A 26,210-nucleotide genomic window follows, 5' to 3' on the forward strand; every position below is an offset into this window, starting at 1 on the left:
AGAGACGCGATGAACATCGCGTCTCGAATGCTTTTATGGAGCCGGAGGGCGCGTTGGGAAAGACAGTTTCTCCGGGGGAGAATCTGGCGGTGAGATAGTCCGAGAGGAATTATCAAGTGTCCGCGACACCAAAACATAGCCCAAATAAGCGGGTAAAGACATAGCAATAACAGCTGCGATCGCATAAACCCCAGTACGCCGCCTTAACCTAGTCCCATAATGGCTACGGTAAGGGTCATAAGAAAGCGATTCCGATGGAATAATGTCCCGCATAGCGATCGCTCGCTTAAACCGCACCCGCCGATCGTCAAGTTTTTCTAACAAAATCCAGCCAGATTGCGCCTCTTCTTCACACAGCTTTTGAAAAATAGCTGAATTGCGAAACAAATCAGACGAGGCGCGCACAATTTTAAATTCCCAGCCCATCATACGCGGTTCTTTGGATGCTCCCACAGAACCGCCGTTAGAAGATAGCAACTCTGCTGGTGCGGAGTCTTGTTTAGATTCATAACGAGTCAAAGTTTCTTCCTCCTCCTCATCTTGCTGACGTGTAATCACCTGCTGCCAGCGCATCCATCCGCTCAGCATCACCGCATCCATTCCCAAACTTCCAACCAACAGGCTGCCAAAAATAACTTCGAGCATATTTCTATAGCTAATGGTTCCTAGCTAATAGCTAATGGCAATTGACAATAAGCTATTAGCTATTAGCCACTAGCCACTGACTAACGGTAAATAACCTTCCACCAAGCAATCTGAGCCAACTGTGCGCCAACGGACGCGCTCTAAGGTCAGAGCCTCGGTCATAGTTGCCAACCCCAAATCCCCCACCGGAGAGGGAGCCGTCTTACCACCGACAATTTTGGGAGCAATGAAAGCGAAAATTTTTTGCACTGCTCCTTCTGCGATCGCTCGTGCTGCTAAAGTGCCACCACATTCCCACAGCACCGAAAGTAATCCCTGCTCATATAAATATGCCATTGCCTTTGTCGGTGTCAGCCCAGTTAGCTCCACCACGGTTACACCCTTTTTCAGCAGCAGCTGTTGGAAATCCGGATTAGCTCCTTGCTCTGTTAAGACTAAAGTAGGAGCCACCCCTGTCTCCCACACATGAGCCTCTGCGGGTAAATCCAGAGATTGACTCATCACTACCCTTAAAGGATTGCGAGTCTCAGTTTGATGGCTGGTTAAGTGGGGATTATCCCGACGGACAGTATTACCGCCCACAATCACAGCATCGCAAGACCCCCGAAGAGTACGATGCACCTCATTCCGAGCATCAATGCCTGTAATCCAAGCGCTGTGTCCCGTAGTAGTGGCAATCTTGCCGTCCAGAGTCATCGCGTATTTCAAAATGCCAAACGGACGGCGGTAAAGAATGCGATGGATAAAAGCCTCATTGAGCTGCTTGCAGGCTTCCTCCTCCACTCCTACAACTACTTCTATCCCCGCCTGTCGTAATCGCTCAATACCTCCCCCTGACACGCGCGGATCGGGGTCAACCATACCCACCACCACCTTACTCACACCCGCTGCAACCAATGCTTCCGAACAGGGAGGCGTCCGTCCGTAGTGATTGCAAGGTTCCAGATTGACATAAATTGTGGCTCCTTTGGCGCGATCGCCCGCCTCCCTCAACGCAAATACTTCTGCGTGGGGATGACCTGCCCCCGGATGAAACCCTTCGCCCACAATCTGTCCATCTTTGACAATTACAGAACCTACTAGGGGATTGGGAGCCGTTCGTCCTCTGGCGCTTAGGGCTAGTTCTATGCACCGTTGCATCATGGCGCTATCATTGAGGGTTACAAGCGACTCTTGTTGGGCGTCTTTGGGAAATTTATCCATGAGTTTGCTGTCCTGGCTACACCTGAGTTTAATTAATTAAGGGGCAAGCCAGCATAAGATCGCGATGGGATATGCTGGAGGCTGTTTCTAGGCCGCAAGCGATCGCTTGTTATTTCTATAAAAATGTCTAATATAAATTCTCTTCTAAATCCTCTAAAAACTTATGTTACACCTGTTAAGGTAAATAAACGTGTCTAAAGGTTGATATCTGTAACGTCTTATGAAAGGTACAGCCCCCTCAGTTTCGCAACCACCCCAGTGTTACCAACGTCAAGCAACTTCCCCGTATTACCCAGAACTGACGGTGTTTTGTGACTTTGACGGCCCCATCGTAGATGTTTCTAGGCGCTACTACACAACTTATCAGTTAGCGTTAGGTGAAACTCAAGAGCTGTACCAAGCTCAGGATGAAATCCTGCCGATTACAATGCTCAAATTACAGCAGTTCTGGCAAATGAAGCAAGAGCGCGTCCCAGATGTGGAAATTGCCATGCGCTCTGGCTTAGCTGGAGAGCAGATAGATATATTTTTGCAGTGCGTGGTAAACATTGTGAATCAACCAGCACTGTTACAAAAAGACAAGATGCAGCCTGGGGTAAATTGGGCGCTGCCGTTGCTACATTCTCAGGGCTTTAAGCTGGTATTAGTGACGTTGCGCTCTTCATCCCAAGTCACCCAAATCTTGCAGAATTACGGTTTGGCGCGGCTGTTTAGTGGCATCTATGGAACCGAAGACGATGATGCTGCCTATGTAAACTACGCCCACGTGAAAACGCAACTTTTAGAAAAAGCTATAGCCCAACACTCTCAGCCGAACAGCGAAAGCTCATTAGCTTGGATGGTAGGCGATACCGAAGCCGACATCTTGGCAGGACAAGCAGTCTCAATTCCCACAATAGCTCTTACTTGCGGCATTCGCTCTCGCCAAAGATTACAGCAGTTTCAGCCAACTTGCATTCATAGTGACTTACTTTCAGTTGCACATTACCTGTTAGAAGTCAATAGTCTTAGACTAATGCCTAACTGCTAATTGTTAAACAATTAGCAGTTAGCAACTTTTCAAGATTGCTGCAACAAATTCATCTGCTGCCACCAACGATTCAACGGATAGTACACTACTGGGGCCCAGAGACTGCTGAGAATGGCACTAGAGAGGGCGATGCGCTGGTGATAAGTCCAAATTGCTGCCAGAGTGCGATCGCTCCCGATAGAGAACTGAATTGCGCTCACCGTCTCCGCGACAACTGCCATCGCGAACACAATTAACGCCACAGAAATAAAATCTTCTTCAATATACCGCTGCTTTTGAATCCGCGCCGTTAAAATTCCTACTACGGCCAGACTCAAAGCATGACTGGGTTCGGGTGAGGTCATTCCATCTTGGATCAGTCCCAACACCAAACCCGCTACAGCACCTTGAACAGCTGTTCGCTTCACACTCCAAGCCACCACCCAAATCAACAACCAATTGGGGGCAATTCCTAATAACTCCATTCCAGGTAGGCGAGTCGGCAAGATTAGCAAGCACAGCACCACAGAACCAACGGTTACTGCCCAGTTGACAATTTGACGCGCCCAAGGTGACAAATTAGAAACCTTAATCATTAGTCATTAGTTATTAATTATTAGTTATTAATAAATTGTGATTAGCTAATTGTTCAAGAGCCATTAACTATTAGCCAATAACTAAACAAATTTATTTGGGATATATTACCACCCACTCCAAATAACTAATCGGCGCTGTCACCTTAATAATTGCTTCAGGAGCCGGGGTTTTTTCCAAATTTACAGACTCGACGCGACCCAGTGGCAAGCCTGGAGGGAACAGTTTACTGGCAGAGGATGTTGCGACAACATCGCCCCGCCGGACATCCGGCACTTTGTCAAAAAACTGCATCACCACTCTATTAGAGCCGTAGCCCCGAATATAACCCATAACGCGGCTGCGGCTAACCACCGCACCCGCGCGACTGCTAGGGTCGCTAATCAGCAAGACGCGGCTGGTATGGGATGTCGCTTCCACGACGCGACCTATCAAGCCACCTGTACCCATAACAATAAAGTCTTTTTGGATGCCATCTTCAGTGCCACGTCCCAAAGTGACCTGTTGCCACCAATTGTCCGGGGTACGCCCGACTATTGGCGCCGTTATCGCCTTCTGTTTCCTTTGTTGTACATAACCTAGAAGCTCTTGTAACTTCTGATTTTGGTTTTGCAGTTCGGTCAGGCGATCCTGCAATTCTTGTACGCGGGCATTCTCTCTAATCTCTTGTGGCGGGGCTTCAGTTTGAAAGGGGCGGGTAAGCAACTGGTAAACCTCAAACATGGCTGCCCCTTGGGTTTGCCGGAGGAACCAGGCACTCCCAATAGCTGCCCCCGCCACCATAACTTGTATGCCGTGCCGAACCCACCAGCGACGCAGTGTATACATTTAGCTATCAGCTTTTTGTCTGTTATTCGTTGTCTGTTATTCGTTGTCCGTTGTTCGTTGTCCGTCGTTCATTGGCGTTTGAAAGTTTGAAGGTTGGAAAGTTGTCGCCTGACAACTTTTCAACGTTTCAACATTCCAACTTTTGCCTGACTACTGACCACTGACCGCTGATTGCTACATACTGCGCGATCGCCCACTAAAGACCCGCTCCAATTGTTTGAAGTTCTCTAACACTCTACCTGTCCCCAGCACCACGCACGACAGCGGATCTGCCGCTACGTGAGTAACAATTCCCGTTTCGTGGCTGATTAGCGTATCAAGCCCCTTCAACAAAGCACCACCACCAGCCAGCATGATACCTCTGTCGATAATGTCGGCTGCTAGTTCCGGAGGAGTTCGTTCTAAGGTTCGCTTCACCGCATCCACAATCACTGAAAGCGGTTCAGACATACTTTCGCGAATTTCCGGCCCCTTGATAGTAACAGTTCGGGGCAAGCCAGAGAGCAGGTGTAAACCCCTCACCTCCATGATTGCCTCTTCATCAAAACTGGTGGGGTAGGCAGAACCAATCTGAATTTTGATTTCTTCAGAGGTACGTTCCCCGATTACCAGGTTGTGGACTTTTTTCATGTACTGCATGATAGCTTCGGAAAGCTCATCACCAGCCACGCGCACCGACTCACTTAAAACCGTTCCTTGTAAAGAAAGCACGGCAACTTCAGTTGTGCCGCCACCAATATCAATGATCATGTTACCCGTAGGCTCTGCCACTGGTAGTCCAGCGCCAATAGCCGCAGCAACAGGCTCATCAATCAGGTAAACATCTCTGGCACCAGCCTGAGATGCTGCCTCCATAACGGCTCGGCGTTCTACGCCAGTGACACCTGAAGGAATACCGATTACAATCCGAGGAGAGACTAATGCTCTGCCTTCATGAACCCGCCGGATAAAATGCTTAAGCATTAGCTCGGCAGTGTCGAAGTCGGCAATGACACCATCGCGAAGGGGCCGCAAGGCCACCACATTGCCGGGAGTTCTTCCCAACATTTTTTTCGCATCTTCCCCCACGGCCAGCGGGGTTTTAGTGTCCATATCCATAGCAACCACAGAGGGTTCTTGGAGAACAATCCCTTTGCCGGATACATAGACCAGGGTATTAGCAGTACCCAAGTCGATACCCATGTCCCGGGATAAGGAAAAGCGACTGAAAAGACCCACTCGTTTCTACGCCCCCAAAATGAAATGCTGTTGTGTGTGACGGAATCTTAACGGAAATGGAACCGAGGTGGATTCTATTACGTTTTCTATCCTGAGTCTAGTCACGAAGAAGAATTCTTTATGTAAATTTGCCTCAAACTGATTTCCAAGCATGATTCTAATCGTCCAAGAGTAAATCAGGATAAAGTTAATTTGAGACTAAGATTTCAGTTCGCTAAAGTATAATTGACCATACGTAAGTACAAATGTACTAAAAAATTCTTATGACTCTAAATGTTGTAACCCTGGTAGGGCGTGTAGGTGGAGATCCGGATGTTAAGTATTTCGAGTCAGGGAGCATTAAGTGTAAGCTGACGCTGGCAGTAAGAAGACGATCGCGCAATAACGACCAGCCGGATTGGTTCAATTTAGAACTTTGGGGTAAAACGGCGGAAGTAGCTGAAAACTTTGTCCGTAAGGGCAGCTTGATTGGAGTGCAAGGCTCGTTAAAGTTTGATACTTGGAGCGATCGCAACTCAGGAGCTACCCGTTCTACACCCGTCATTAAGGTGGATCACCTGGATCTATTGGGTTCTAAGCAAGACACTGATGCTAGTGCGGGCAGCTATAACGATAGCGAGTTCTAAAAATTAAAAATTCAAAATTTAAAAAGAAGAATTTCCCTTTTAAATTTTGAATTTTTAATGCTTTATCCCTAGATTAATAACTAATTTGCAGGGTAACTGATGCCTCTACCTCTTGCTCACCGCCAATTACCGGAGTAGTTTTTGCTAGAGTCTCAGACCGCATAGCCATATCAGCTATGGGTATTGGCCGTGGCGGCGGTACAACAGCGCCATTGACTTGAATGTTGACGATTTCCCTACGAGTGAGATTTAGGGAACTCAAAACAGCATCAGCTTGGGCTTGGGCATCTTGGGTAGCTTCGCGTAGAGCTTGTTTTTGAGCAGACGCGATCGCGCTATCATCAGCTACAAAACTTATACCATCAATCCGGGTTGCCCCTGCTTTAACTGCCTCGTCCAGAAGAGTTCCGGCTTTTTGAGTATCAATCCGAAAGCTGACAATATTGGTAGCACTATACCCAGTTAGACGCTGGACATTGTTCTCGTAGCTGTAAATCGGATTGAGGCTAATGCCAGTAGTTTCTAATTTCTCCACATTGCGAGATTTTAGCAGCTCCACCACAGCAGCTGAGCGTCGGGCAGCTTCCTGCTGCACATCCGCCGCAACTTTCCCCTGAACTTCCACCCCCAGCCGCACCTGCGTCAAAGTTGTGGGAATATTTTCGACACCTCGCCCACTAACAGTCAGGGTTCGCAGCATTTTTTCTTGGGCAACAGCTCTTGTAGCAATACTCAAGCTAAGCACACTCAATACTAACGATATCAGCCCAGCCTGCTTCCAAAAACTAGACGCAAAGGTTAAATTCATAGATTCTCCTCACAGACATAACCGCTTGTAATGCAGTTTGAATGTTCTCACTGTGCCACTACAGCAGCCAGAAAGTGTAAACAGTTACAGTTTTGGCAACTGAACTAAAGATACTTTTAAGGCGATCGCACTAGCCGGTAAAACAAGTATTTATACTCAATAATAAAAACCAAGCTCAAATCCAACTAATTAGGCTGAGTGAAGAATCGCTAAGAGCGATCGCACACCCTTGAGAGCAATCATCTTGTAGCCTAGTTCACTCCAATTCCATAGCCGAATCGACGCAGGGATTTGTAAAGAAGCTTGTACAGTGAGAAGAATGAATTATGCAGACCCAATGGAGATAGTTTCAACTGCCTGGGTGAATTTTATCACCCCATTCTCATTTCCACTTTGGAACAAAACCATTCCTGTGCTGGCAACAGCAACACCAGAAGCAGAAAACGCCCCACTCGTCCTAGCAGGGGTACTGCTGAGTTTAGTCGTAATTTACCTTGCCAGCAAAATCGGGGGAGAATTATCTAACAACATCGGCTTACCACCCGTCTTAGGCGAACTCGTCGGAGGCGTGGTGGTGGGTGTCTCCGCCCTGCATCTGCTGGTATTTCCAGAAAGCGGCGCAGACAGTTCCAGTTCTGTAATTATGTCTTTCCTCCAATCCACTGGAGGGTTAAGCCCCGACGCAGCGGTAGACGTGTTTCAAACCCAAAGCGAAGTCGTGTCCGTTCTGGCAGAACTGGGCGTGATCATTTTGCTATTTGAAATTGGACTGGAATCGAATTTCAGGGAACTGATGGATGTTGGTATCCAGGCGTTACTCGTAGCAGTAGTCGGGGTAGCAGTGCCATTTGCCGCAGGCACTGCGGGACTGATGATCTTGTTTGGCATTCCAGCGGTGCCAGCGATTTTTGCGGGTGCAGCTTTGACTGCAACCAGTATTGGTATTACCTCCAAAGTTCTATCAGAACTAGGGCGTCTTAATTCCAAAGAAGGTCAGATTATTCTTGGCGCTGCCGTCATAGACGACGTGATCGGTATCATCGTCCTGGCAGTGGTGGCAAGTCTTGCCAAAACTGGCAAAGTGGACGTAAGTAACGTTTTCTATCTGATTATCAGCGCCAGTGCTTTCTTGATCGGTGCGATTCTGCTTGGCAAAGTCTTCAACAAATCTTTTGTGATCATTGCCGAGAAACTCAAGACACGCGGTAGCTTGGTCATACCAGCATTCATCTTCGCCTTTATAATGGCTTATCTTGCCGCCGCCATCCATTTAGAAGCCATACTCGGAGCTTTTGCGGCTGGCTTAGTCTTAGACGAAACGGATAAGCGTAAAGAGTTGGAAAGGCAAGTGTGTCCCATTGCCGATATGTTTGTGCCGATTTTCTTCGTCACGGTAGGAGCCAAAACAGATTTAGGCGTACTCAACCCAGCTGTTCCTAGTAACCGGGAGGGTTTGATAATTGCCATTTTCCTTATCGTAGTGGCGATTGTCGGAAAGGTTGTTACTGGTCTTGCAGTATTTGGTCAACCCCAGATTAATCGATTAGCGATCGGTGTCGGAATGATTCCTAGAGGCGAAGTAGGATTAGTCTTTGCTGGTGTCGGTTCCGCCAGTGGTGCTTTGTCTGAAGCCACAGAAGCCGCGATTATTATGATGGTCATCTTGACAACCTTCTTAGCACCCCCGTTATTAAGGTTTGTGTTTCAAGAGGCTCCCGCAGTTCCGGTTAAGGAGAGTGATTAACTGGGGGCGGGGACTGGGGGCTGGGGACTAGGTAAGACTTTTTCTCAATTCCCAATTCTTAATTCCCAATTCCCAATTCCCAATTCCCAATTTCCTGTAACTGCTACCCACAGATAACGAACAACTAACAAATAAAGGCTTTTAGAGAAACTTAAGTCATTGTCTCAACGTCCTTGGGGCGTGACTCAATGAATTCAAAAGTTTTCTCGCTAGAGAGAATTTTGAGTAACCGATGTAGCGATGGGCAGCATAAGGACACTTAATTGCCAAACACCAGGGGTAAAAATTTACGATACATGAATCCAGTTCGATAGGGCATCTCCAAAGATGGCAAGTAAAATCAGCCATTCCTGCTTAATGTTCTGCATTGCTGCCGCAGTCGTGGTATCGTTCAACCCAGTCTAAAATCATTAACTTGGCTACGCCATGCCCCGGATGCGACTTGATCGCACCCGAAATAGGACTAGAGCGTACAGACCGCTTTAACTCGGTCTTTACCTTTCTTTTGGAGAAACGATAGTGAGACTTTACTGGCTATTACCCAGTTGTTTGAGCCTTTTTCTGGTTACATCTCCCGCTTTTGCGGCAAAACTGGTTTCGTGGCGTTTTGATACTAATCAAAACCGGCTGGATTTTAGGACTGACGATGGAGTGCAGCCGAAAGCGCAGCTTTTGGCTAATCCTTCACGTCTGGTAATCGATTTGCCTGGTACAACTTTCGGACGCCCAACGGTAACTCAGCAGTTGGCGGGGGCGTTACGCAGTTTGCGGGTGGGACAGTTTGAGGGTAATGTTACTCGCCTGGTAATTGAATTAGACCCTGGTTACACGCTTGATCCGGAGCAAGTAGTCTTTCAGGGAGCTTCCCCCAGTCAGTGGTCGGTACAATTACCAAAACCTCAACGAGTTTCACAATTACCAAATTCTTCTGCTAGACCAACTCTGGTAAATTCTTCGTTCTCCTCGATACGGCCAACTTCTCCCAGTAAGCCAACTTTGGGAAATTTGTCGCCGTCGTCTGGATTCAATCGATCTTTAAGCAGTCAAGCAGCCGCCAGCCCAGCTGGGTCGGTTGCTCAAATTGAAGATATACAGGTGACGAATGATGGGTTTTTCCTGCGGACGAATGGCGATCGCCCTTCAATTATTAAGGTAAAGCGGAGTAGCGATCGCCGCAATATTACCTTTGACATCCAAGGCGCTACCATATCCCGTAGTCTCTCATCGCCAGAGTCGCGGGTGAATCGCTATGGTGTCAGTCGCATTCTCTTATCTCAGGTGGATACTTCACCTTCAGTCGTCCGCGTGACGATGAACGTGACCAAGGAAAGTCCCGACTGGCAGGCAAGCGTCAGCGGTTTTGGCGGTATTGTCCTATTACCGCAGGGAACTACTGCTGGAAGCATTGAAAGCCCGACTTTGGCTGGCAATCAGCCTTCTCCTTTCAATCCCCCAACTCGAACGGTGCCAACAACGCCAACAACGCGCCGCGACGGTGAGGTGGCAACGATTCAGTCGGTTGAACTCTCCGGAACTCAGTTATTCATCAGAGCAGATCGGTCTGTAAAATTTACTGGTAAATGGGATGGCTCAGCTGGGGCCTACCGAATTACTATTCCTTCTGCGACTCTGGCTGAAAGAGTCAAAGGGCCAACTCTAGATGCTAGGACTATGGTGCGGCGGGTGCGTCTTGTACAGCAAGACCCTCGTACTGTAGTAGTTCTGGTGCAACCGGGAGATGGGGTGCAAATTGGGGAACTCAATCAGCTGACTGACCAGCTATTAGCACTACAGCTGCAACGTGGTCGCTTTAGTTCGGTGCTTCCCCGTCCTGATACAATTCCTGTCCCGGCACCGGAAACTAATAATCCCCCAGAGTTTTCCCCCCGCCCTCGTAACGGACGATTGGTGGTGGTGGTAGACGCCGGACACGGAGGCAAAGATCCCGGAGCTATCGGCGTTGGTGGGCTCAGGGAGGTGGATGTCATTTTGCCGATCGCACGGCAGGTGGAGGCTTTGCTAGAGCGGCAGGGTGTTCAGGTGGTGATGACGCGAAAGGATGACTATTTCGTAGACCTGCAACCGCGTGTGACAATGGCTGAACGGGCAAACGCCGATTTGTTTGTCAGTATCCACGCCAATTCAATTGGTGGTCGTCCAGATGTGCAAGGGGTAGAGACTTACTATTACTCTAGCGGCGGACGTTTAGCTCGAAGCATTCACAACAGCATTTTGCAGGCTACCGATGCTAAAGATAGAGGGGTGAGGCAGGCGAGATTTTATGTACTTAGAAAGAGTTCTATGCCATCTGTGTTAGTAGAAGTTGGTTTTGTTAGTAACCGACAAGAGGCGGCGAAACTTGGCTCACCTGATTACCAGAGTCAGATGGCACAAGCGATCGCTCGCGGTATTCTACAGTACATTCAACAAAATCTTTAAGCCTCGGTTAAGAGCCTTGGTTCGTGGTGAGTGGGGAGTGATCGATTGAAAATGAACAACAAACAAGAAGGACACATAAATGGACAAAAAAGCAATGAAATATTACAAAGAAGCAGAATAGGCGTTTTTGATAGCGGTGTCGGTGGTCTGACTGTATTGAGAGAACTCTACCGACATCTGCCTAATGAGTCGATTCTTTATTTTGGCGATACGGCTCGACTGCCCTACGGTACCCGCTCTCAAGCTGAAATTTTGCAGTTTGTGCGCGAAATTCTGATCTGGATGGTAGATCAGGGTGTCAAAATGGCGATTATGGCTTGCAACACCAGTTCCGCTCTGGCGCTGGAGGCAGTGCGGTCTGAGTTCGACCTACCAATCTTAGGGGTCATCTTGCCTGGAGCGCGTGCTGCTGTTGGCCTGGGTAAACGGATTGGTGTGATTGCTACCCCAGCCACGGCTGCCAGTAATGCCTATCGCCGCGCTATTTTAGAAGTTGATGCTACTGTCTGTGTCTGGCAAGTCGGTTGCCCAGAGTTTGTGCCGCTCATTGAGCAAAACCGCATTTATGACCCCTATACTTTGGAGGTAGCGCGGGAGTACCTAGCACCTTTGCTACAATATCGGATCGACACGCTGGTTTACGGTTGCACCCACTATCCTCACTTGGCACCGATTCTTAGGACAATTCTGCCCAGGTCGGTTAACCTTTGCGATCCAGCAGTTCACGTAGTTTCCGCTGCTTCACAAGAGCTTGATTTATTGGGATTGAGAAATGTTCGCCCTCCTTTGGCAACTCGATTTGCGGTTAGCGGCTGTCCCGAACAGTTTGCCAAACTGTCCGTACAGTGGCTCGGCTGCACTCCAGAGGTTGAAAAAGTTTATTTACCAGCAATGCTACACCGACAATTACCCTAAGCTTGCTGTTAGCAGTCGAATTTAGGCTGCTAACAACAAGCTTGTTGTCCGTAAGTGCGATCGCTAGGGCGCAGATTTCGTTCTTCCTGCACCCTTAACAGTCCGCTGCGCCAAAATCAACAGCAGATACACTGTTAACAAATAACCAGTAGCTAGAACGGGAATAATCAAAGGCATATCATTATACGTCATAACGTCACTAACAACTAAAGGATGGTGAATTTTTATAACAAACTTTTGAATAGCAAACTTGGCTCACGCTATGGTTGAGCTTATTGCTGCCTATGAAAATTTTGGGTATTCGTTTCCGACCCCTAAAATTTTTAATCGATTAATGCCAGTCCCTAGAAGTACAGTTGAAAATCTAAGATTTTCAACTGTACTTCACCTAGCAAAGCTCCCTATAAAGAAAGCTACTCGCAAGTCTTTCATTTTTCTGACGGCTGTTATCCCCAGCGCTAATGCACTGTGAGATTATGCAGGAAGCCAGAAATGCTACTGCCTACCAAAAACCGTCATAACTACTCATCACAGACACACCAAAAGCGTGACCTGTAATTTTTCTACTCAGTAAGTCTATGAAGTTATTCAAATCCTTACATACTAGAGTAACACAATATCCTCAGTGGTTAAAGCCGTTTTTTTTATATACTTTACAAATCGATACAATTTCAGAAAAAGCCTTGGTCAGCATCTTCTAACCAATAAAACCTTCCCTGTACGGGATCATTAGCTTAAAATAAATGACAAGAATGTAAAATTTCGTAACTAACGCCTGAATGGCTAATCCATGACCTCAGTCACTACCCTCTTTGCCCCTGTTGAAGCTGACCTACGTGTTCTCACGGAGAACTTGAAAAAATTGGTTGGTGCGCGTCATCCCATCCTCTATGCGGCGGCAGAACATCTATTCGGGGCGGGAGGAAAGCGCGTCAGACCCGCAATTGTCCTACTGATATCACGGGCTACGATGCTAGATCAAGACATCACGCCACGTCACCGAAGGTTAGCAGAAATTACAGAGATGATTCACACCGCAAGCCTGGTACATGACGACGTAGTAGATGAATCGGAAATACGACGGGGTGTGGCTACGGTTCACAGTCGGTTTGGCAACCGCATAGCTGTGTTAGCGGGGGATTTCTTATTTGCCCAATCTTCTTGGTACTTGGCAAATCTAGATAACCTGGAAGTGGTCAAGCTACTCTCAGAAGTGATTATGGATATGGCAGAAGGAGAAATTCAGCAAGGGCTGAATCGGTTTGACACGAGTTTGTCGATTGAGGCTTATCTGGAGAAAAGTTACTATAAAACAGCCTCGTTAATTGCCAACAGTGCCAAGGCTGCTGGTTGCTTGAGCGATGTGTCGCCGGAAGTGGCGGATAATTTGTATTGCTATGGGCGTCACCTTGGGTTGGCTTTCCAGATCGTAGATGATATATTTGACTTCACAGGCTCGACAGAAGCGTTGGGCAAACCAGCCGGGTCTGACTTAAAAAGTGGTAATCTCACCGCACCCGTATTGTTTGCTTTAGAAGAAAAACCTTACTTAGAGGTGCTAATCGAGCGAGAGTTTACCCAGGATGGGGATTTAGAAGAAGCGATCGCGCTGATAATGGAAGCGAAGGGCATTGAGCGATCGCGCGAATTAGCCTCACATCATGCTCAACTCGCCGTCCAACAATTAGCTTCTCTACCCACCTCAGAATGCCATCAAGCCCTGATTGATATGGCTGAATACGTGTTGAGTCGCCTTTACTAGGGGCTGGTTGTAGTGGTTGTACTGGGAACTATAAGAGTGAGGTAGAGATAAGGGTTAACTCCTCTCTCTACGAATGAAGAATTATTAATTCCTAACTCATAACTTGTTCCCTAGTCCCCAGTCCCCAGTCCCTAGTCCCTAATATCCTGTATGCAACCTAACTGGCAAACCGCCAAAACTTACGAAGACATCCTATATCACAAAACAGACGGCATCGCCAAAATTACCATCAATCGCCCCCACAAGCGCAACGCCTTTCGCCCCAAAACTGTTTTTGAACTTTACGATGCTTTCTGCGATGCCCGTGAAGATACCAGCATCGGCGTAGTTTTATTTACCGGGGCTGGCCCTCACACAGATGGCAAATACGCTTTTTGTGCTGGTGGCGATCAAAGCGTGCGGGGTCAAGCTGGATATGTGGATGATGATGGCATCCCGCGCCTCAACGTCCTCGATTTGCAACGCCTGATCCGTTCGATGCCCAAAGTTGTAATCGCCCTTGTAGCTGGTTACGCTATTGGTGGGGGACACGTTTTGCACTTGATTTGCGACCTTACCATCGCCGCAGATAATGCTATTTTTGGGCAAACTGGCCCGAAAGTCGGTAGCTTTGATGGTGGATTTGGTGCCAGCTACCTCGCCCGGTGTGTCGGACAAAAAAAAGCGCGAGAAATTTGGTTTCTCTGCCGCCAGTACAGCGCACAGCAGGCGTTGGAAATGGGTTTAGTAAATTGCGTTGTGCCAGTGGAACATCTGGAGACGGAAGGTATCCAGTGGGCTAGTGAAATTTTAGAAAAAAGTCCGATTGCGATTCGCTGTCTGAAAGCTGCCTTTAATGCTGACTGCGATGGTCAAGCGGGGTTGCAAGAACTTGCTGGTAATGCCACCTTACTCTATTACATGACCGAGGAAGGAGCCGAGGGGAAGCAGGCGTTTCTCGAAAAGCGATCGCCTGATTTCCGTAAATACCCTTGGTTGCCCTAATAGTGTATTGCATAGTTCATGGTTCGCCCTACAAGAGCAATGAATCATGAACTGAGACCAGTACCTCCAACTTATGAAATCAAAAGTCGCACTTTTGTTTAAAAAAGTGCGACTTTTGGGAGAGGTAATATTTATTTTTTATGGCATATATATTTATCAAGATATCCTGCTTGGGATAGCTTGCGATTGGCAGTTTAGTCACACAAGCAGTACATCATCTGCTGATTGTTGGTCAGTAGAGGAGTTCTCTTGCTCCTCGCTTGGTTGCTGAGAACAAGCGAGCGCGCATTTCGATGAGGTTGATTGCTGCACCCGCAAATTTTCATCTTGCCAGCGCATAATTCCTTCCAAACTTTCCCATGAAGGAGCAAAGGCTTTTAGCGCTAATGAACACGCTATCCAGCTAGCTCGAACTGGTACCCCAAGTTGCTGACAAACACCACCACGTCGTCCCTCCGGCTTGTAATATTGACAATACCGGCAGGCAGAAGTCATAGAATTTACAGTCTTCATGGGAATCCTCTTGAGGGAATTTTTTCTTCTATGTCTTATATTAAAATTCCCTATAAACGGTCAAAGAACCCTGAATCAAGCAATCTATTATCCTGCCTATGTTCTACGATCCCCGCTGCAAAAAACGGCTTTATATTTTCTTAATTTTCTTGTGATAAACATACATAAACATACATAAATAGGCTCTTCAATCAGAATATAAAATTTAGGTAATAATACTGATTTAAATAGAAACCTGATGGGGATCAAGACAAACGTTAAGGGTATGCGTTTAAGAAAAAACCTAATTTAATTTCAAATAGGGGCAGAAAAACGTTTAATTGAAGGGAATAATTCTGCAAAAAAAATACTTAATGTAGACATTAGATGTTTAAGTAGGCATTGGCGTTAAATGGTGCGATCGCGATCGCGCTCATTTTTATCTTACTTTTGGGAGTAGGCGGAATGCAACAGAGACGGTAAACAAAGCGGTAGCAGCACCTAAAGATAACAAATGTAACTGTCCAAGTAACCCTGAGCAGTTACATTTAAAACAAAAAAAACATAGTAGGGGAAAACTAGCGTTGCCATTTATGGACGGCACACAGAGCGCAAACGTTCCAGCGCTGGAGTTCCCCTGGGGGTGTGGGACACTGACACTGGGGACAAAGAGGTGAGAGATGCGATCGCTCCCGCATTACCGATTCCCAATGTTGAAAAGCAGCTTTTGGCTCTTTTAGCTCAGGCTTCTTGTCAGAAAGTGCTGCCGAAGACATCCCCTCAACCCGACTGGGATGCTCTTGCCAAGTCACAGATTGTTCCTCAGCATAGGGAGAGCGGCTAGAGGCAGATTTGTTCTGCCATTGAGCTGTCGAAAAGCGAATATCCACCAACTGGCTGCTCAACTTAGCATTCAACTTTTGCAAAATCCGCTGACGCTCAAAAGTAAGAGTTTGCGCCCAAGCAGCACCGCTGGTTGCAACCGATAGCACTCCCCGCGATATCGAAATTGGTCGCGTCTGGGCTGCCACCGCTACCCCCACCACCTCAGTCCAACACTTGAGCAAACGCTTAAATTCTTGTTGAGCCTGCCACGCCGCCTGATTTTCGATACTGTCTAAGATATGGTTAAGAGATTTAAAAGACATTGTTGTAATACCTAGTTAAATGGCAGAATAATCAGCCATCAGGTTTGATCGTACCGAACTAACGCCAGACTACAAATTACGGTTACGGTTGCCTAGAAGCCGAAAAAAGCGTCTAATGAATAGGCAAAGCAGCTCTCCAAGATTCGTCAGTTGCAACAGCTATGAGTCAAGGTCATTCGGTTGAATCTTCTAGTCGCTCCTCTTCAGCCCAGTCCATTAACCCAGCCTTGCAGGCGGCTCTGGGCAGTCTCGACGTGCATCTAGAAGAGGAATTATCCAGATATCGGCGCGAACGGGCAGGGCGGGGCGTGCCGCCAAATCGTGGCATGGGTCACAACCAGGTTCGCAAACCCATCGACATGATTTCCGTAAACGCCACGGGCGGCAGGAATCCATCCCCAGCTCCAAAAGAGGCTTATTCCACCCCAGCAATACCAGCAAGCGAACCACCACTGGCAGCACAGGAAATCAAGGCAGTTGAACAAACACACAAGGAGCCGATAGAGACACATAGCGCAGCAATGCCGTCTTTTAACTTAGCCGCTGCCTCAGATATACCCATTCCTAGAGCGCCGGAAGCAGCACCACCAGAGGTGCCAGCACCGCCGGAACCTATCGACCAGGCAGCAACCACTATCCAGCCGGATGACTATCTGGAATCTTCCGAGCAACTGCTACGAAGCCTTGCACAGGAAGAAGCGGCAGCTCGGTCACAACGTAGTTTTCTGGACAATATTCTTACTCCCTTGGGGGTTGGTTCCCTGTTACTTTTGCTGTTTTCCACAGCCATGCTGGGCTATGTGGTGACAAATCCATCGACTCTGAGTTCTCTGGGACTAGATCGATTCTGGAAGTCATCCACTCCTACTGTGGCTCAAAGTCCGACAGCAACGACTCCCCAAACAAATGCCTCACCAGCAACCGATACAGGGAAACCCAACGGGCCAGACCTTTCGTCGGATGAATTTAAGGACTTGAATTTGGACACACTGAGTACGTTGAAACCTACTCCTAGTTCATCATCAAGAACCCCTCAGGTGGCAGTACCTAGCCCTCAAGTATCGGTACCACCTATTGCCCCCTTACCCAATCCTCCTGCTATTGAATCTACTACTGATGTGCCGTCAGGAACAGGGGCGATAGTGCCAGTAAGACCCCCCGCCCCTCTACCAGTATTGCCCGCGCGATCGCCTGTTGCTGCCACAACTCCCTCGGCACAACCAAGCGCTTCCCCAACGGTAACGGAACCTGCCCCACCGAATCCGGAAGGGTTCTACTATGTGGTAGTGAAATACAACGGGCCATCCTCCTTTGAGGAGGCGCGGAAAGTTGTACCTGATGCCTATATGTCACCCCAAGGAACCCAAATTTATCTAGGAGCCTTTAAAAAAGATTCTGAGGCTAAAACATTGGTGACAGAACTTCAAAAACAAGGGATTTCTGCATCGGTCTATCAGCCTTAAGCTGGAGGTGGCAAGCTTTGTAGGTGACATAGCATTCAGTTAACGTTTCTAACGTGTCCGCGATCGCTAATGTCTTGATTATTCAGTAGCCGACCGGAGAGCCACCAACACTAAATCCAAGCGTCGTGAATGGAGACTTGAGATGGGATTGATCGACCGCATTCTGCGAGTAATTCGAGCCAACATTACCAATTTGATTGGAAAAGCGGAAGATCCAGAAAAAGTGTTGGAAGAAACGGTTTTGGAAATGCAGGAGAATTTGATTCAACTGCGCCAAGCTGTGGCTCAAGCGATCGCTACTCAAAAACGTACTGAGCGGCAATACTCTCAAGCGGAAAACACCGCCTCTGAATGGTATGATCGCGCCCAACTAGCACTCTCTAAAGGCGACGAGAACTTAGCCAGACAAGCTTTGACCAAGCGCAAAGGCTATCAAGAAACAGCAGAGGCAATGCGCGAGCAAATAGACCAGCAAAGCCAGATGGTTAACCGGCTCAAACAAGATATGCGATCGCTAGAAGCAAAAATCTCCGAAGCCAGAACCAAAAAAGATATGTACATCGCTCGCGCTCGTTCTGCCCAAGCTAGTGCGAAAATTAACGAAATGATCGGCGGCGTGAATACCACCAGTACCCTGACCGCCTTCGAGCGCATGGAAGATAAAGTTTTGCAACTAGAAGCACAAAGTGAAGCGATCGCTGAACTCGGAACTGACGATTTGCAAAAGAAATTTCTGACGCTGGAAGATGCTGGTGAAATTGACACCGAATTAACCGCCATGAAAGCTCAACTTGGTCAAGGCACCCAAACACCGCAATTGCCGTCTACTCAAAGCGTCACCCCAGATCCTAGCTTAGATCCTGAATTACAAAAAATCCGCTCCCAATTGGAAAGTTCTTGATCTGGAAGCTACCGATTTTGTTGTGAAGTTTCTAGACTAGAAAGAAAAGCGATCGGTCTTTAACAATTCCTAAAGGTTGTGTGAGTCATTTTTGCATACCACCCTAGACTGGAAATGGTGTTACCAAGAATTGCTGACAGCACAACCAACGGAAAAACTGATCTACTAAATTGAACTTGCTCTTTTCTACTCCATAGAGCCTGCAAAATACCTACTTTAGTACACGCCAAGAGGATAAACAGCGTCATGGGATTATTTGATCGCATTAGCCGAGTCGTCCGAGCCAACCTAAACGACGTGGTGAGCAAGGCTGAAGACCCAGAAAAGATTCTGGAGCAGTCTATCATCGATATGCAGGAAGACCTGGTGCAGTTGCGTCAGGCAGTTGCCAGATCCATTGCCGCTCAAAAACGGACTCAGCAACAGTATAACCAAGCCCAAACTGAAGCAAACAACTGGCAACAACGCGCTCAGCTAGCTATCCAAAAAGGCGATGAGAATCTTGCTAGAGAGGCGCTGGTACGCAAGAAGACACACGCCGAAACAGCTGGCACCCTGAAAACCAGCCTGGATCAGCAAACGACTCAGGTGGATGCCCTCAAGCGCAACTTAATTGCTCTAGAAAGTAAGATTTCTGAAGCCAAGACTAAGAAGGATATGCTTAAGGCACGGGCGCAAGCTGCTAAAGCCAACGAGCAGCTACAAAACACCGTGGGACGCTTGGGAACCAGCACCGCGATGGGAGCCTTTGAGCGCATGGAAGAAAAAGTTTTGGAACTGGAAGCTCGTTCCCAGTCAGCGCAAGAACTTACTGGCAATGCTTTAGAAGAGCAATTTGCCATGCTGGAATCCGGCAATGACGTTGATGATGAATTAGCAGCGTTGAAAGCTCAGATGTCTTTAGGCCCTGCAACGGCATCAGGAGGCGCACTACCAGCAGCTAAACCAACTTCTACCTCGTCACCTAATGCCGCAGTTGATAACGAGTTAGAAGACCTGAAAAAGCAATTGGATAACCTCTAAGCTGAGGCTTTATGAGACACTAAAAGCGTCAGATTGTAGGTTGGGTAATGCGATCGCATTACCCAACTTTGGCTTTATAATGTAGGGTTTCTTACCAGAAGAGCCGGAAATTTATTTCCCGGCTCAAAGCTCAAACCTGTTAAAAGTTGAAATCAATATTCAACAAGCAGTTGAGCCAGATGAAAAATTATTAATTATCAACCTTATCTTTCTGTTGGTGTTGGCGTTTTAGCAATGAACCAACACTGAAGGCACCAAACATTACAACACCTAATGTAGTAGAAGCTTCGGGTACATCGGCGGCTGAAACACTAGCTTGGTTACTAAAACTACTTTGTCTAAAAGCAAAAGTGGCTTCAGGAACAGGAGTCAAAGGATTAATTAAAAAATCATTGACATTGTTGGCAATTAGTTGATGCAAACGCACGTCATTATCAATGCCGAGGTGAACGATATTTTGGTCGTTGAACAGTTCCTCAACGTTTATATTGTCGGCACCCTTAACATTTTTTTGTACCGCTGGCGTTACTGCCCTTTCTATAACTTTTTGTGTTAAAGAGCCGCCGGGATAGCTGGGATTCCGCTGAAAATAATTAAATCCTTTGCTCACATTGTCCGGTACCTTATCATCAGAAATACCCACGGAATCAATTTGAACTAGCAGATTAATTGGCTGGGGTGCTGGAAAATTTTTAGCAAACACAGACGCTGCATTTCCGCCTAAGCTGTATCCGATTATCCCTATAGAACTAAGGTTATCGAAACTTTGGAGATAGTTTAATGCGTCGCTTGACTGCGCGTATGTAAAAACTCTGCTGTCGAAGGGTCGAGCAGAATTGCCCCCAAACTGGTTCTGTAATAGGGTATTAAGTATATTCAAACCAGTCTGCGGATTAGCAGGGTCTTCGCCGAATCCGGTGAATAACGCGATCGCAGTGCGTGGAGTGTTGGGCGAATCGCTATCTCCAGACAAGCTTACCGCTATTGCCCCATCAGGCAACAGAGCAAGCAAAGTCACAGGAAATGTGTAAATAAACGCCTTGGCGAGTGTAAAACAAACTCTGGGAAAGAACATTGCCTCGTTTTAATAATGAATTTTAAAGCAGCTATTTTCAGCGCTGAACAAGCTTGACTATCCAAAAATTAGAATAAATGTAGGGGCAATGACTCTACCCTGAGCGATAGAAGCGGACTACCATGTACTTTCCTTGGCTGAAGCGAAACTCCTACAGACCGGAAAAGACCGCCTGTACTTTTTTCAGGGTAAAATTCGGTCTATTGTAGAAACAGCAAGCAGCAGGGTTGATACCTGCCTAATGGGTTAGTGCAATCAAAATAGTGTTAGATGGTAGGTTGCGATGAGCACCAGTATTATTTCTATTACAGATACCGAATTTGAAACGGAAGTCCTGAAAGCAGGACAGCCCGTATTGGTGTACTTTTGGGCTGCTTGGTGCGGCCCTTGTCGCCTGGTATCGCCAACAGTGCAAGCAGCTGCCGATACTTATGGCGATCGCCTCAAGGTCGTGAAAATGGAAAGCGACCCCAATCCCGAAACTGTGGCAAAGTACAAAGTGGAAGGTCTGCCAGCTCTCAGGCTGTTTAAGGACAGTGAGGTAATTGAATCTCACGAGGGAGCCATTGGGAAACAGACATTGATGAGTATGCTGGAAACTCACTTGTAAATGACTAATAGCTAATGACTAATTGTTAAAAGTCATTAGCTATTAGCAAAGGACAAAGGATTAACTATGCAGTTTGCCAAGCGTTTACAACCACTGCAATCAAATGTCTTTGCTGATATGGATCGGGCGAAGGCAAAAGCTAGGGCAGCTGGACAGGAGATAATTGATCTGTCGCTGGGTTCTTCTGATTTACCGACATCGACTCATATCATCGATGCGATCGCGCAATCTCTATCTGACCAGAGTACCCACGGCTACTTACTTTTTCACGGAACTCAAGCTTTTCGTCAAGCCGCCGCTAACTGGTATACGCAGAAATACGGTATTCCTATTGATCCAGAAACTGAGGTGCTGCCTCTAATTGGTTCTCAGGAAGGCACCGCTCATTTACCCTTAGCGGTACTGAATCCAGGGGATTTTGCCTTATTGCTTGACCCTGGCTATCCTTCTCATGCTGGGGGAGTGTACTTGGCTGGGGGCCAAATCTATCCGATGCCAATAGGGGCAGAAAATGGATTTTTGCCCGTATTTGAAGAAATACCCCTGCCAGTTTTGCAAGAGTCACGGATGATGGTACTCAGCTATCCCCATAATCCTACGACTGCGATCGCGCCTTTATCTTTCTTTCAGTCAGCAGTTGCTTTTTGCCAGCAGCATAATCTCGTGTTGGTTCACGATTTTCCTTACGCCGATCTAGTATTTGAAGACGTAGCGGTTCCCTCAATTTTGCAAGCCGACCCGGATAAAAGCGTCTCGATTGAGTTTTTTACTATGTCCAAGTCCTACAATATGGGCGGCTTCCGCATCGGCTACGCAATTGGAAATGCTCAGCTGATTCGCGCCTTGCGTCAGGTAAAAGCGGCAATTGATTTTAACCAATACGGGGGAATTTTGAATGGCGCGATCGCTGCCCTTAATGGCCCGCAAGAAGGTGTAAAGGCAGCAGTTGAAACTTTTCGCCAACGTCGGGATACCTTCGTTAAAGCGCTTCACAGGATTGGCTGGGAGGTTCCTACCCCAGGTGCCACCATGTACGTATGGGCTAAGTTGCCTCAACTTTGGGCAAACGATTCCATCGGATTTTGCAGCCAGCTAGTAGAAACTACTGGTGTTGCTGCTTCCCCCGGTGCCGGGTTTGGGAAATCTGGGGAAGGTTATGTGCGCTTCGCCTTGGTACACGATCCAGCAATTTTGCAAACTGCGGTGGAACGGGCATCGTTGTTTTTACGCAAGTAATTACACGTAAATAAATAGTCATTATTTTATAGTTAAAACCAGTTTACGTACTCAAGTATTAATACTGGTAAATAGCTTGTAAAAACCTGTTCAATTCTTTACTCAGGTGTGACAACAGTTCACGCTAAATTTGCCTATTCAGCTTTGGGAATTTCTACAATTGACATGACCTGTGAGAGAAATCCTCGCCGAGAGTAATGCAGACAAGAGCAACTCCGGTGTGAGGAAACCACATTTAAAGTGAGAATCCTCAGACAGGCTATATCCCACCTTAGTTAACTTTAAAAAGGTCAAGTCATGTTAATAGGTTCTTCCAAAAGACTGAACAACCAGGAATTCTCCAAGCAAACCCGTATGCTAAAGGCAATCGAGAAATTACTAATTAGTGCCTCGGTTGTAGGTGTAAGCGCGATCGCATCTAACCCAGCCTTCGCTACAACACTCAAACCTAGTAATATTCAGTTCAGCACTTACCAGGACAAACCCCAAGTTCAGACCTACCTTTTTGGAGATACTCAATATAAAACTGTCAATGGGATTGAAAGACAACTTTTAAATGACATCACCAGAGATGACATTAATAAAGCAACCCAAGCTTTAACCGATGACAGTGCCGCCACCAACGTTGAGTTTTGGTATGGAAGTGAAAACCCTCAAAGAGTTGGATTCACTGCCAATCTAGGAAAAAACACAGTTAAAGTCGAGACTGTCGTACAAGAAGATTGGCAAGATGAGAAATTGGCAAAAGGCTGGCTAGACGGCTTCCTCGGCGCTTACGGTTCGCTGCTACCAGCCTCACCGACTGCGGATCAATATAATTTGATGCTGGATACACTGAAAACAAAAGGTCTGTACAGTGCTGGAGATCCTAACGTCGGCGCTGTGGCGCTAGATGACCAAACTGGTAAATTACAAATTGACCTGGTTGGACACTTGGATAGGGCTGGACTTTATATAGATACCAGACAGACTATTGAAGATACGAGAAAGACGATTCGTATAGGTGGAAAAACAATAGCTAACCCTACTTTTGGGAAGCAAATTTCCAACCCGAATTATCTAAAGCCAAAAAATGATGCTCGTTACGCCACAGGTAACATATTTCTGGATCAAGCTATAGTCGCTTTAGCCACAAAGTCAGTCCAACAAGGCAAATTCTTCCAAATGAGTGAGATTGCCAAAGTAACCTTCAATGGCGTGGTTGATTATGCTTTCGGCTTCTCAGCAATAGATTCTGGCGCTTTTGCTGCGGACGCTTCTATTAGCGACACTACATCTCACACTGCCATTTACAGCTGGAACCGGACGTATCAGCTACCCCCATCTGAGTCTGTACCTGAACCTTCTGCCATGTTAGGTTTAATTTCTGTGGGTGGTTTCTTGGTTGGTAAGCGTAAGATGTTGAAAAAAGCTTAGTTTTTGCGATATCGATTGCTTTAAACAATACCTTCGCCAAAAATCTAAAGGGCTTTTGTAGTTCAGTTGTTTACTAAGGCGACAACTCCGAATCTACGAAAGCTCACGCCTGACATTCAAGGACTATAGCGTTTCTCAGTTGGGTGGAATATATCGCGGTTGTTTTGTTTTCGCCACCTTGGTATAGCCCTACAGATATATTGTTTTCCAGAGACATATAACAATTCTAATAGGATTGTGAGATGCCCGTCCTTCAGATACCCGACTTCTTAAAGAAGTCGGGTATCTTGCGTTCACGAACCATTTAGGGCTGCTATATAGAAGTTTTCTATGAAAAGTTAAGGATTTTTTTTCCTAGCCAAAATTGGCAGGAAGGAGAGTAAGGCGAGGAAACTCAATGCTAAGAAAAAAGGGAAGCGATCGCCTCCTCGCAAAACCGACTCTCCCGTGGCTCCCACCCAGACGTAAGCTATCATTCCAGGGATAATTCCTAAAAAGGTACCGACTGCATACGGAACCCAATTAATCGGTGTTAGTCCAAAAAGAAAATTGACGACAGTGAAGGGCGAAATTGGCGCAAAACGCACCGCTAACACAAAAGTCAGAGGTTGACGGGCGATCGCTTGATTAAACCGCATCAAGGCTGGATGTTCGCCAAATCGACGTTTTGCCCAGTCATGCAACAGGTAACGGGCAGTCCAGAAAGCAGCGATCGCTCCCAGTGTAGCTCCCACGGTAGACCAAAAGGTTCCCCAAACTAACCCAAAAACGGCACCAGCAACAACCGGAAACATAATTCCAGGTATACCTACCGCCGTTGCTGCGGTGAAAATTAGAAGAAACAAAAAGATGCCCCAATTCCCCCAACTTTTTATCTGCTGAGTGAGAACAATGGGATCGAACAAAACTTTCAGCGGGCTAAAGATACATAGCAGCAGGAAAAATAGCAGCGCGATCGCCATCCAAAATCGTGGATTTTTGAGCAATTTGACTGGCGACCGATTTATCATTTCACACCAAAGCACCGCCGCAACTAGAACCACTCCCAGCCGTACAACCGTAACAATACTGTGCCGTCTGTACCTCGTCTATTAAGTCTAACCTTCCAGCTTCCAGTAACTTAGCCACTGTCAGCGTTTCACCTGTGCGAGTTTTTGCTGGAATATTTGTCATCTGGTTAAAGTCGCAATCATAAATATTGCCCAGATAGTCGATTGAAAGTTCATTTCGACACATTAAATTTTCAACTGTATCGCCATTGAAATGAGCCTCTAGAAACTGCAAATAGGGAGTATATAGCTGCTTACGTTGTAAATGCTGCTGCACTCGACCTATCGGTAAATTCGTAATCGTAAATAGGTTGTTAAATTCAACCTCAAAATGTTCTTTCAAAAAATCTTTGTAATCTTGTTGCAGCTTACTCTGATTAGGAGTTAGAGAAAATTTTTCTGTATGCGGTACTTGCGGGTTAAACACCAAATCTAGGATTAAATTTGGGTCTTGGGCATAACCCAACTTATTCAGCCATTGCAGCGCCCGAATTGAAGCGTCATAAACCCCATTTCCGCGCATTTTATCAACATTATCTTCCAGATAACAGGGCAGAGAAGCAACTATTCTTGTTTGATGTTTGGCACAGTATTCAGGGATATCTTTAAAACCCGGTTCAAAGTAAATAGTGAGGTTAGACCTGACAATTACTTGTTTACTATTTTCCCTGGCTGCTTCTACCAATGGCTTGAAACCATAATTCATTTCCGGTGCGCCGCCCGTCAAGTCTACTATTTTGAGTTCGGGAAATTTATATATTACTTCAATCAGTTGATTGCAAACTTCTGGGGTAAGTTCTTCTGTGCGTTTTGGCCCTGCTTCCACATGGCAATGAGTACAGGCAAGATTGCAGCGCTTTCCTAAATTGATTTGCAAAACACTGATTTTGCTTTTACTTAGAGGAAGTCCGATTTTTTCTTTAAATTGGGTTATTTTTGGTTGATTTGATTGAATCTGGAGCATTTCTTAACAAAAATTTATGGTTCTCTCCCGATCATATCGTTCCATCTTGTAGCTGAGT

General features: G+C 46.7%; 25 protein-coding genes. 13 read left to right on the forward strand and 12 right to left on the reverse strand.

Annotation, left to right across the window (positions count from 1 at the left end; all coding sequences use genetic code 11):
- Positions 1-33: 33 nt before the first annotated feature.
- Together NDI42_RS07430 and ribD are read right to left on the reverse strand one after the other, a co-directional pair.
- On the reverse strand, positions 34-645 hold the full coding sequence (locus tag NDI42_RS07430; protein WP_190452246.1) for a hypothetical protein: 612 nt from the start codon (positions 643-645) through the stop codon (positions 34-36).
- A 69-nt stretch (positions 646-714) separates the two neighbouring features.
- Complete coding sequence (gene ribD / locus NDI42_RS07435; protein ID WP_190452247.1) at positions 715-1,848, reverse strand: bifunctional diaminohydroxyphosphoribosylaminopyrimidine deaminase/5-amino-6-(5-phosphoribosylamino)uracil reductase RibD; 1,134 nt, start codon at positions 1,846-1,848, stop codon at positions 715-717.
- A 220-nt stretch (positions 1,849-2,068) separates the two neighbouring features.
- Between ribD and NDI42_RS07440 the strand changes: the two genes are divergently transcribed.
- Complete coding sequence (locus NDI42_RS07440; RefSeq protein WP_190452249.1) at positions 2,069-2,878, forward strand: HAD family hydrolase; 810 nt, start codon at positions 2,069-2,071, stop codon at positions 2,876-2,878.
- 29 nt (positions 2,879-2,907) lie between these two features.
- Here NDI42_RS07440 and mreD read toward each other — a convergent pair whose 3' ends face one another.
- From mreD to NDI42_RS07455, 3 genes are all read right to left on the reverse strand, one after another.
- A complete protein-coding gene (gene mreD, locus NDI42_RS07445) occupies positions 2,908-3,453 on the reverse strand; it encodes a rod shape-determining protein MreD (protein WP_190423687.1) in 546 nt (181 codons plus the stop codon).
- Between the two features lie 91 nt (positions 3,454-3,544).
- Positions 3,545-4,279 (reverse strand): rod shape-determining protein MreC, encoded by a 735-nt coding sequence (gene mreC, locus NDI42_RS07450; RefSeq protein ID WP_190452250.1) that lies wholly within the window; start codon positions 4,277-4,279, stop codon positions 3,545-3,547.
- 174 nt (positions 4,280-4,453) lie between these two features.
- Positions 4,454-5,461 (reverse strand): rod shape-determining protein, encoded by a 1,008-nt coding sequence (locus tag NDI42_RS07455; protein WP_190423691.1) that lies wholly within the window; start codon positions 5,459-5,461, stop codon positions 4,454-4,456.
- Positions 5,462-5,760: 299 nt separating this feature from the next.
- On the opposite strand from NDI42_RS07455, the gene NDI42_RS07460 reads away from it, so the two are divergent.
- Positions 5,761-6,123 (forward strand): single-stranded DNA-binding protein, encoded by a 363-nt coding sequence (locus NDI42_RS07460; protein WP_190423693.1) that lies wholly within the window; start codon positions 5,761-5,763, stop codon positions 6,121-6,123.
- Positions 6,124-6,196: 73 nt separating this feature from the next.
- On the opposite strand, the gene NDI42_RS07465 is transcribed toward NDI42_RS07460, so the two are convergent.
- On the reverse strand, positions 6,197-6,931 hold the full coding sequence (locus NDI42_RS07465; RefSeq protein WP_190452252.1) for an SIMPL domain-containing protein: 735 nt from the start codon (positions 6,929-6,931) through the stop codon (positions 6,197-6,199).
- 337 nt (positions 6,932-7,268) lie between these two features.
- On the opposite strand from NDI42_RS07465, the gene NDI42_RS07470 reads away from it, so the two are divergent.
- The 3 genes from NDI42_RS07470 (at position 7,269) to murI (ending at position 12,029) form a co-directional block, all read left to right on the forward strand.
- Positions 7,269-8,675: a cation:proton antiporter domain-containing protein gene (locus tag NDI42_RS07470; protein WP_199311028.1), complete on the forward strand. Its 1,407-nt coding sequence runs from the start codon at positions 7,269-7,271 to the stop codon at positions 8,673-8,675.
- A 519-nt stretch (positions 8,676-9,194) separates the two neighbouring features.
- Positions 9,195-11,114, forward strand: a complete 1,920-nt coding sequence (locus NDI42_RS07475; protein WP_190452257.1) for an N-acetylmuramoyl-L-alanine amidase — start codon at positions 9,195-9,197, stop codon at positions 11,112-11,114.
- A 51-nt stretch (positions 11,115-11,165) separates the two neighbouring features.
- Complete coding sequence (gene murI / locus NDI42_RS07480) at positions 11,166-12,029, forward strand: glutamate racemase (protein WP_190452258.1); 864 nt, start codon at positions 11,166-11,168, stop codon at positions 12,027-12,029.
- Positions 12,030-12,092: 63 nt separating this feature from the next.
- Here the strand turns inward: murI and NDI42_RS07485 are convergent, their stop codons facing one another.
- Positions 12,093-12,221 (reverse strand): hypothetical protein, encoded by a 129-nt coding sequence (locus NDI42_RS07485; protein WP_277873836.1) that lies wholly within the window; start codon positions 12,219-12,221, stop codon positions 12,093-12,095.
- 598 nt (positions 12,222-12,819) lie between these two features.
- On the opposite strand from NDI42_RS07485, the gene sds reads away from it, so the two are divergent.
- Both sds and menB read left to right on the forward strand, forming a co-directional pair.
- Positions 12,820-13,791: a solanesyl diphosphate synthase gene (sds, locus tag NDI42_RS07490; protein ID WP_190452260.1), complete on the forward strand. Its 972-nt coding sequence runs from the start codon at positions 12,820-12,822 to the stop codon at positions 13,789-13,791.
- Positions 13,792-13,941: 150 nt separating this feature from the next.
- The gene (menB, locus tag NDI42_RS07495) at positions 13,942-14,775 is read left to right on the forward strand and encodes a 1,4-dihydroxy-2-naphthoyl-CoA synthase (RefSeq protein ID WP_190423705.1); all 834 of its coding nucleotides are present in this window, start codon (positions 13,942-13,944) and stop codon (positions 14,773-14,775) included.
- A gap of 198 nt (positions 14,776-14,973) precedes the next feature.
- On the opposite strand, the gene NDI42_RS07500 is transcribed toward menB, so the two are convergent.
- Positions 14,974-15,288, reverse strand: coding sequence for a hypothetical protein (locus NDI42_RS07500; RefSeq protein ID WP_190452262.1), 315 nt, complete (start codon positions 15,286-15,288; stop codon positions 14,974-14,976).
- A gap of 557 nt (positions 15,289-15,845) precedes the next feature.
- Complete coding sequence (locus NDI42_RS07505) at positions 15,846-16,415, reverse strand: DciA family protein (protein WP_190452264.1); 570 nt, start codon at positions 16,413-16,415, stop codon at positions 15,846-15,848.
- 161 nt (positions 16,416-16,576) lie between these two features.
- On the opposite strand from NDI42_RS07505, the gene NDI42_RS07510 reads away from it, so the two are divergent.
- The 3 genes from NDI42_RS07510 to NDI42_RS07520 all read left to right on the forward strand — a co-directional run bounded on the left by NDI42_RS07510 (position 16,577) and on the right by NDI42_RS07520 (position 19,802).
- Positions 16,577-17,878, forward strand: coding sequence for a hypothetical protein (locus tag NDI42_RS07510; protein ID WP_190452266.1), 1,302 nt, complete (start codon positions 16,577-16,579; stop codon positions 17,876-17,878).
- A gap of 142 nt (positions 17,879-18,020) precedes the next feature.
- Entirely contained in the window at positions 18,021-18,779 is a 759-nt protein-coding gene (locus NDI42_RS07515) for a PspA/IM30 family protein (protein ID WP_190452267.1), read from the forward strand.
- 246 nt (positions 18,780-19,025) lie between these two features.
- A complete protein-coding gene (locus tag NDI42_RS07520) occupies positions 19,026-19,802 on the forward strand; it encodes a PspA/IM30 family protein (protein WP_190452268.1) in 777 nt (258 codons plus the stop codon).
- 190 nt (positions 19,803-19,992) lie between these two features.
- Here the strand turns inward: NDI42_RS07520 and NDI42_RS07525 are convergent, their stop codons facing one another.
- On the reverse strand, positions 19,993-20,820 hold the full coding sequence (locus tag NDI42_RS07525) for a hypothetical protein (protein ID WP_206755901.1): 828 nt from the start codon (positions 20,818-20,820) through the stop codon (positions 19,993-19,995).
- Positions 20,821-21,160: 340 nt separating this feature from the next.
- Between NDI42_RS07525 and NDI42_RS07530 the strand changes: the two genes are divergently transcribed.
- The 3 genes from NDI42_RS07530 to NDI42_RS07540 all read left to right on the forward strand — a co-directional run bounded on the left by NDI42_RS07530 (position 21,161) and on the right by NDI42_RS07540 (position 24,139).
- Complete coding sequence (locus NDI42_RS07530) at positions 21,161-21,487, forward strand: thioredoxin family protein (protein WP_190452270.1); 327 nt, start codon at positions 21,161-21,163, stop codon at positions 21,485-21,487.
- A gap of 66 nt (positions 21,488-21,553) precedes the next feature.
- On the forward strand, positions 21,554-22,723 hold the full coding sequence (locus tag NDI42_RS07535) for an LL-diaminopimelate aminotransferase (protein WP_190452271.1): 1,170 nt from the start codon (positions 21,554-21,556) through the stop codon (positions 22,721-22,723).
- Between the two features lie 354 nt (positions 22,724-23,077).
- Complete coding sequence (locus tag NDI42_RS07540; protein WP_190452272.1) at positions 23,078-24,139, forward strand: NF038130 family PEP-CTERM protein; 1,062 nt, start codon at positions 23,078-23,080, stop codon at positions 24,137-24,139.
- Between the two features lie 338 nt (positions 24,140-24,477).
- Here NDI42_RS07540 and NDI42_RS07545 read toward each other — a convergent pair whose 3' ends face one another.
- Complete coding sequence (locus NDI42_RS07545; RefSeq protein WP_206755902.1) at positions 24,478-25,182, reverse strand: TVP38/TMEM64 family protein; 705 nt, start codon at positions 25,180-25,182, stop codon at positions 24,478-24,480.
- Positions 25,151-26,152: an arsenosugar biosynthesis radical SAM (seleno)protein ArsS gene (arsS, locus tag NDI42_RS07550; protein WP_190452275.1), complete on the reverse strand. Its 1,002-nt coding sequence runs from the start codon at positions 26,150-26,152 to the stop codon at positions 25,151-25,153. Before arsS ends, NDI42_RS07545 begins: the two co-directional genes overlap by 32 nt.
- Between the last annotated feature and the right edge of the window lie 58 nt (positions 26,153-26,210).

The organism is Funiculus sociatus GB2-C1, from assembly GCF_039962115.1.
Lineage (GTDB): Bacteria > Cyanobacteriota > Cyanobacteriia > Cyanobacteriales > FACHB-T130 > Funiculus > Funiculus sociatus.

Bases quoted from the DNA above. Each gene is read 5' to 3' on its own strand.
- NDI42_RS07470 (WP_199311028.1), top strand. From the start codon at position 7,269: ATGGAGATAGTTTCAACTGCCTGGGTGAATTTTATCACCCCATTCTCA.
- mreC (WP_190452250.1), bottom strand. From the start codon at position 4,279: ATGTATACACTGCGTCGCTGGTGGGTTCGGCACGGCATACAAGTTATG.
- NDI42_RS07500 (WP_190452262.1), bottom strand. From the start codon at position 15,288: ATGAAGACTGTAAATTCTATGACTTCTGCCTGCCGGTATTGTCAATAT.
- NDI42_RS07505 (WP_190452264.1), bottom strand. From the start codon at position 16,415: ATGTCTTTTAAATCTCTTAACCATATCTTAGACAGTATCGAAAATCAG.
- murI (WP_190452258.1), top strand. From the start codon at position 11,166: ATGAACAACAAACAAGAAGGACACATAAATGGACAAAAAAGCAATGAA.
- NDI42_RS07530 (WP_190452270.1), top strand. From the start codon at position 21,161: ATGAGCACCAGTATTATTTCTATTACAGATACCGAATTTGAAACGGAA.
- NDI42_RS07485 (WP_277873836.1), bottom strand. From the start codon at position 12,221: ATGACGTATAATGATATGCCTTTGATTATTCCCGTTCTAGCTACTGGT.
- NDI42_RS07515 (WP_190452267.1), top strand. From the start codon at position 18,021: ATGGGATTGATCGACCGCATTCTGCGAGTAATTCGAGCCAACATTACC.
- NDI42_RS07455 (WP_190423691.1), bottom strand. From the start codon at position 5,461: ATGGGTATCGACTTGGGTACTGCTAATACCCTGGTCTATGTATCCGGC.
- mreD (WP_190423687.1), bottom strand. From the start codon at position 3,453: ATGATTAAGGTTTCTAATTTGTCACCTTGGGCGCGTCAAATTGTCAAC.
- ribD (WP_190452247.1), bottom strand. From the start codon at position 1,848: ATGGATAAATTTCCCAAAGACGCCCAACAAGAGTCGCTTGTAACCCTC.
- NDI42_RS07520 (WP_190452268.1), top strand. From the start codon at position 19,026: ATGGGATTATTTGATCGCATTAGCCGAGTCGTCCGAGCCAACCTAAAC.
- arsS (WP_190452275.1), bottom strand. From the start codon at position 26,152: ATGCTCCAGATTCAATCAAATCAACCAAAAATAACCCAATTTAAAGAA.
- NDI42_RS07440 (WP_190452249.1), top strand. From the start codon at position 2,069: ATGAAAGGTACAGCCCCCTCAGTTTCGCAACCACCCCAGTGTTACCAA.
- NDI42_RS07460 (WP_190423693.1), top strand. From the start codon at position 5,761: ATGACTCTAAATGTTGTAACCCTGGTAGGGCGTGTAGGTGGAGATCCG.
- NDI42_RS07430 (WP_190452246.1), bottom strand. From the start codon at position 645: ATGCTCGAAGTTATTTTTGGCAGCCTGTTGGTTGGAAGTTTGGGAATG.
- NDI42_RS07535 (WP_190452271.1), top strand. From the start codon at position 21,554: ATGCAGTTTGCCAAGCGTTTACAACCACTGCAATCAAATGTCTTTGCT.
- NDI42_RS07465 (WP_190452252.1), bottom strand. From the start codon at position 6,931: ATGAATTTAACCTTTGCGTCTAGTTTTTGGAAGCAGGCTGGGCTGATA.
- NDI42_RS07540 (WP_190452272.1), top strand. From the start codon at position 23,078: ATGCTAAAGGCAATCGAGAAATTACTAATTAGTGCCTCGGTTGTAGGT.
- NDI42_RS07510 (WP_190452266.1), top strand. From the start codon at position 16,577: ATGAGTCAAGGTCATTCGGTTGAATCTTCTAGTCGCTCCTCTTCAGCC.
- menB (WP_190423705.1), top strand. From the start codon at position 13,942: ATGCAACCTAACTGGCAAACCGCCAAAACTTACGAAGACATCCTATAT.
- sds (WP_190452260.1), top strand. From the start codon at position 12,820: ATGACCTCAGTCACTACCCTCTTTGCCCCTGTTGAAGCTGACCTACGT.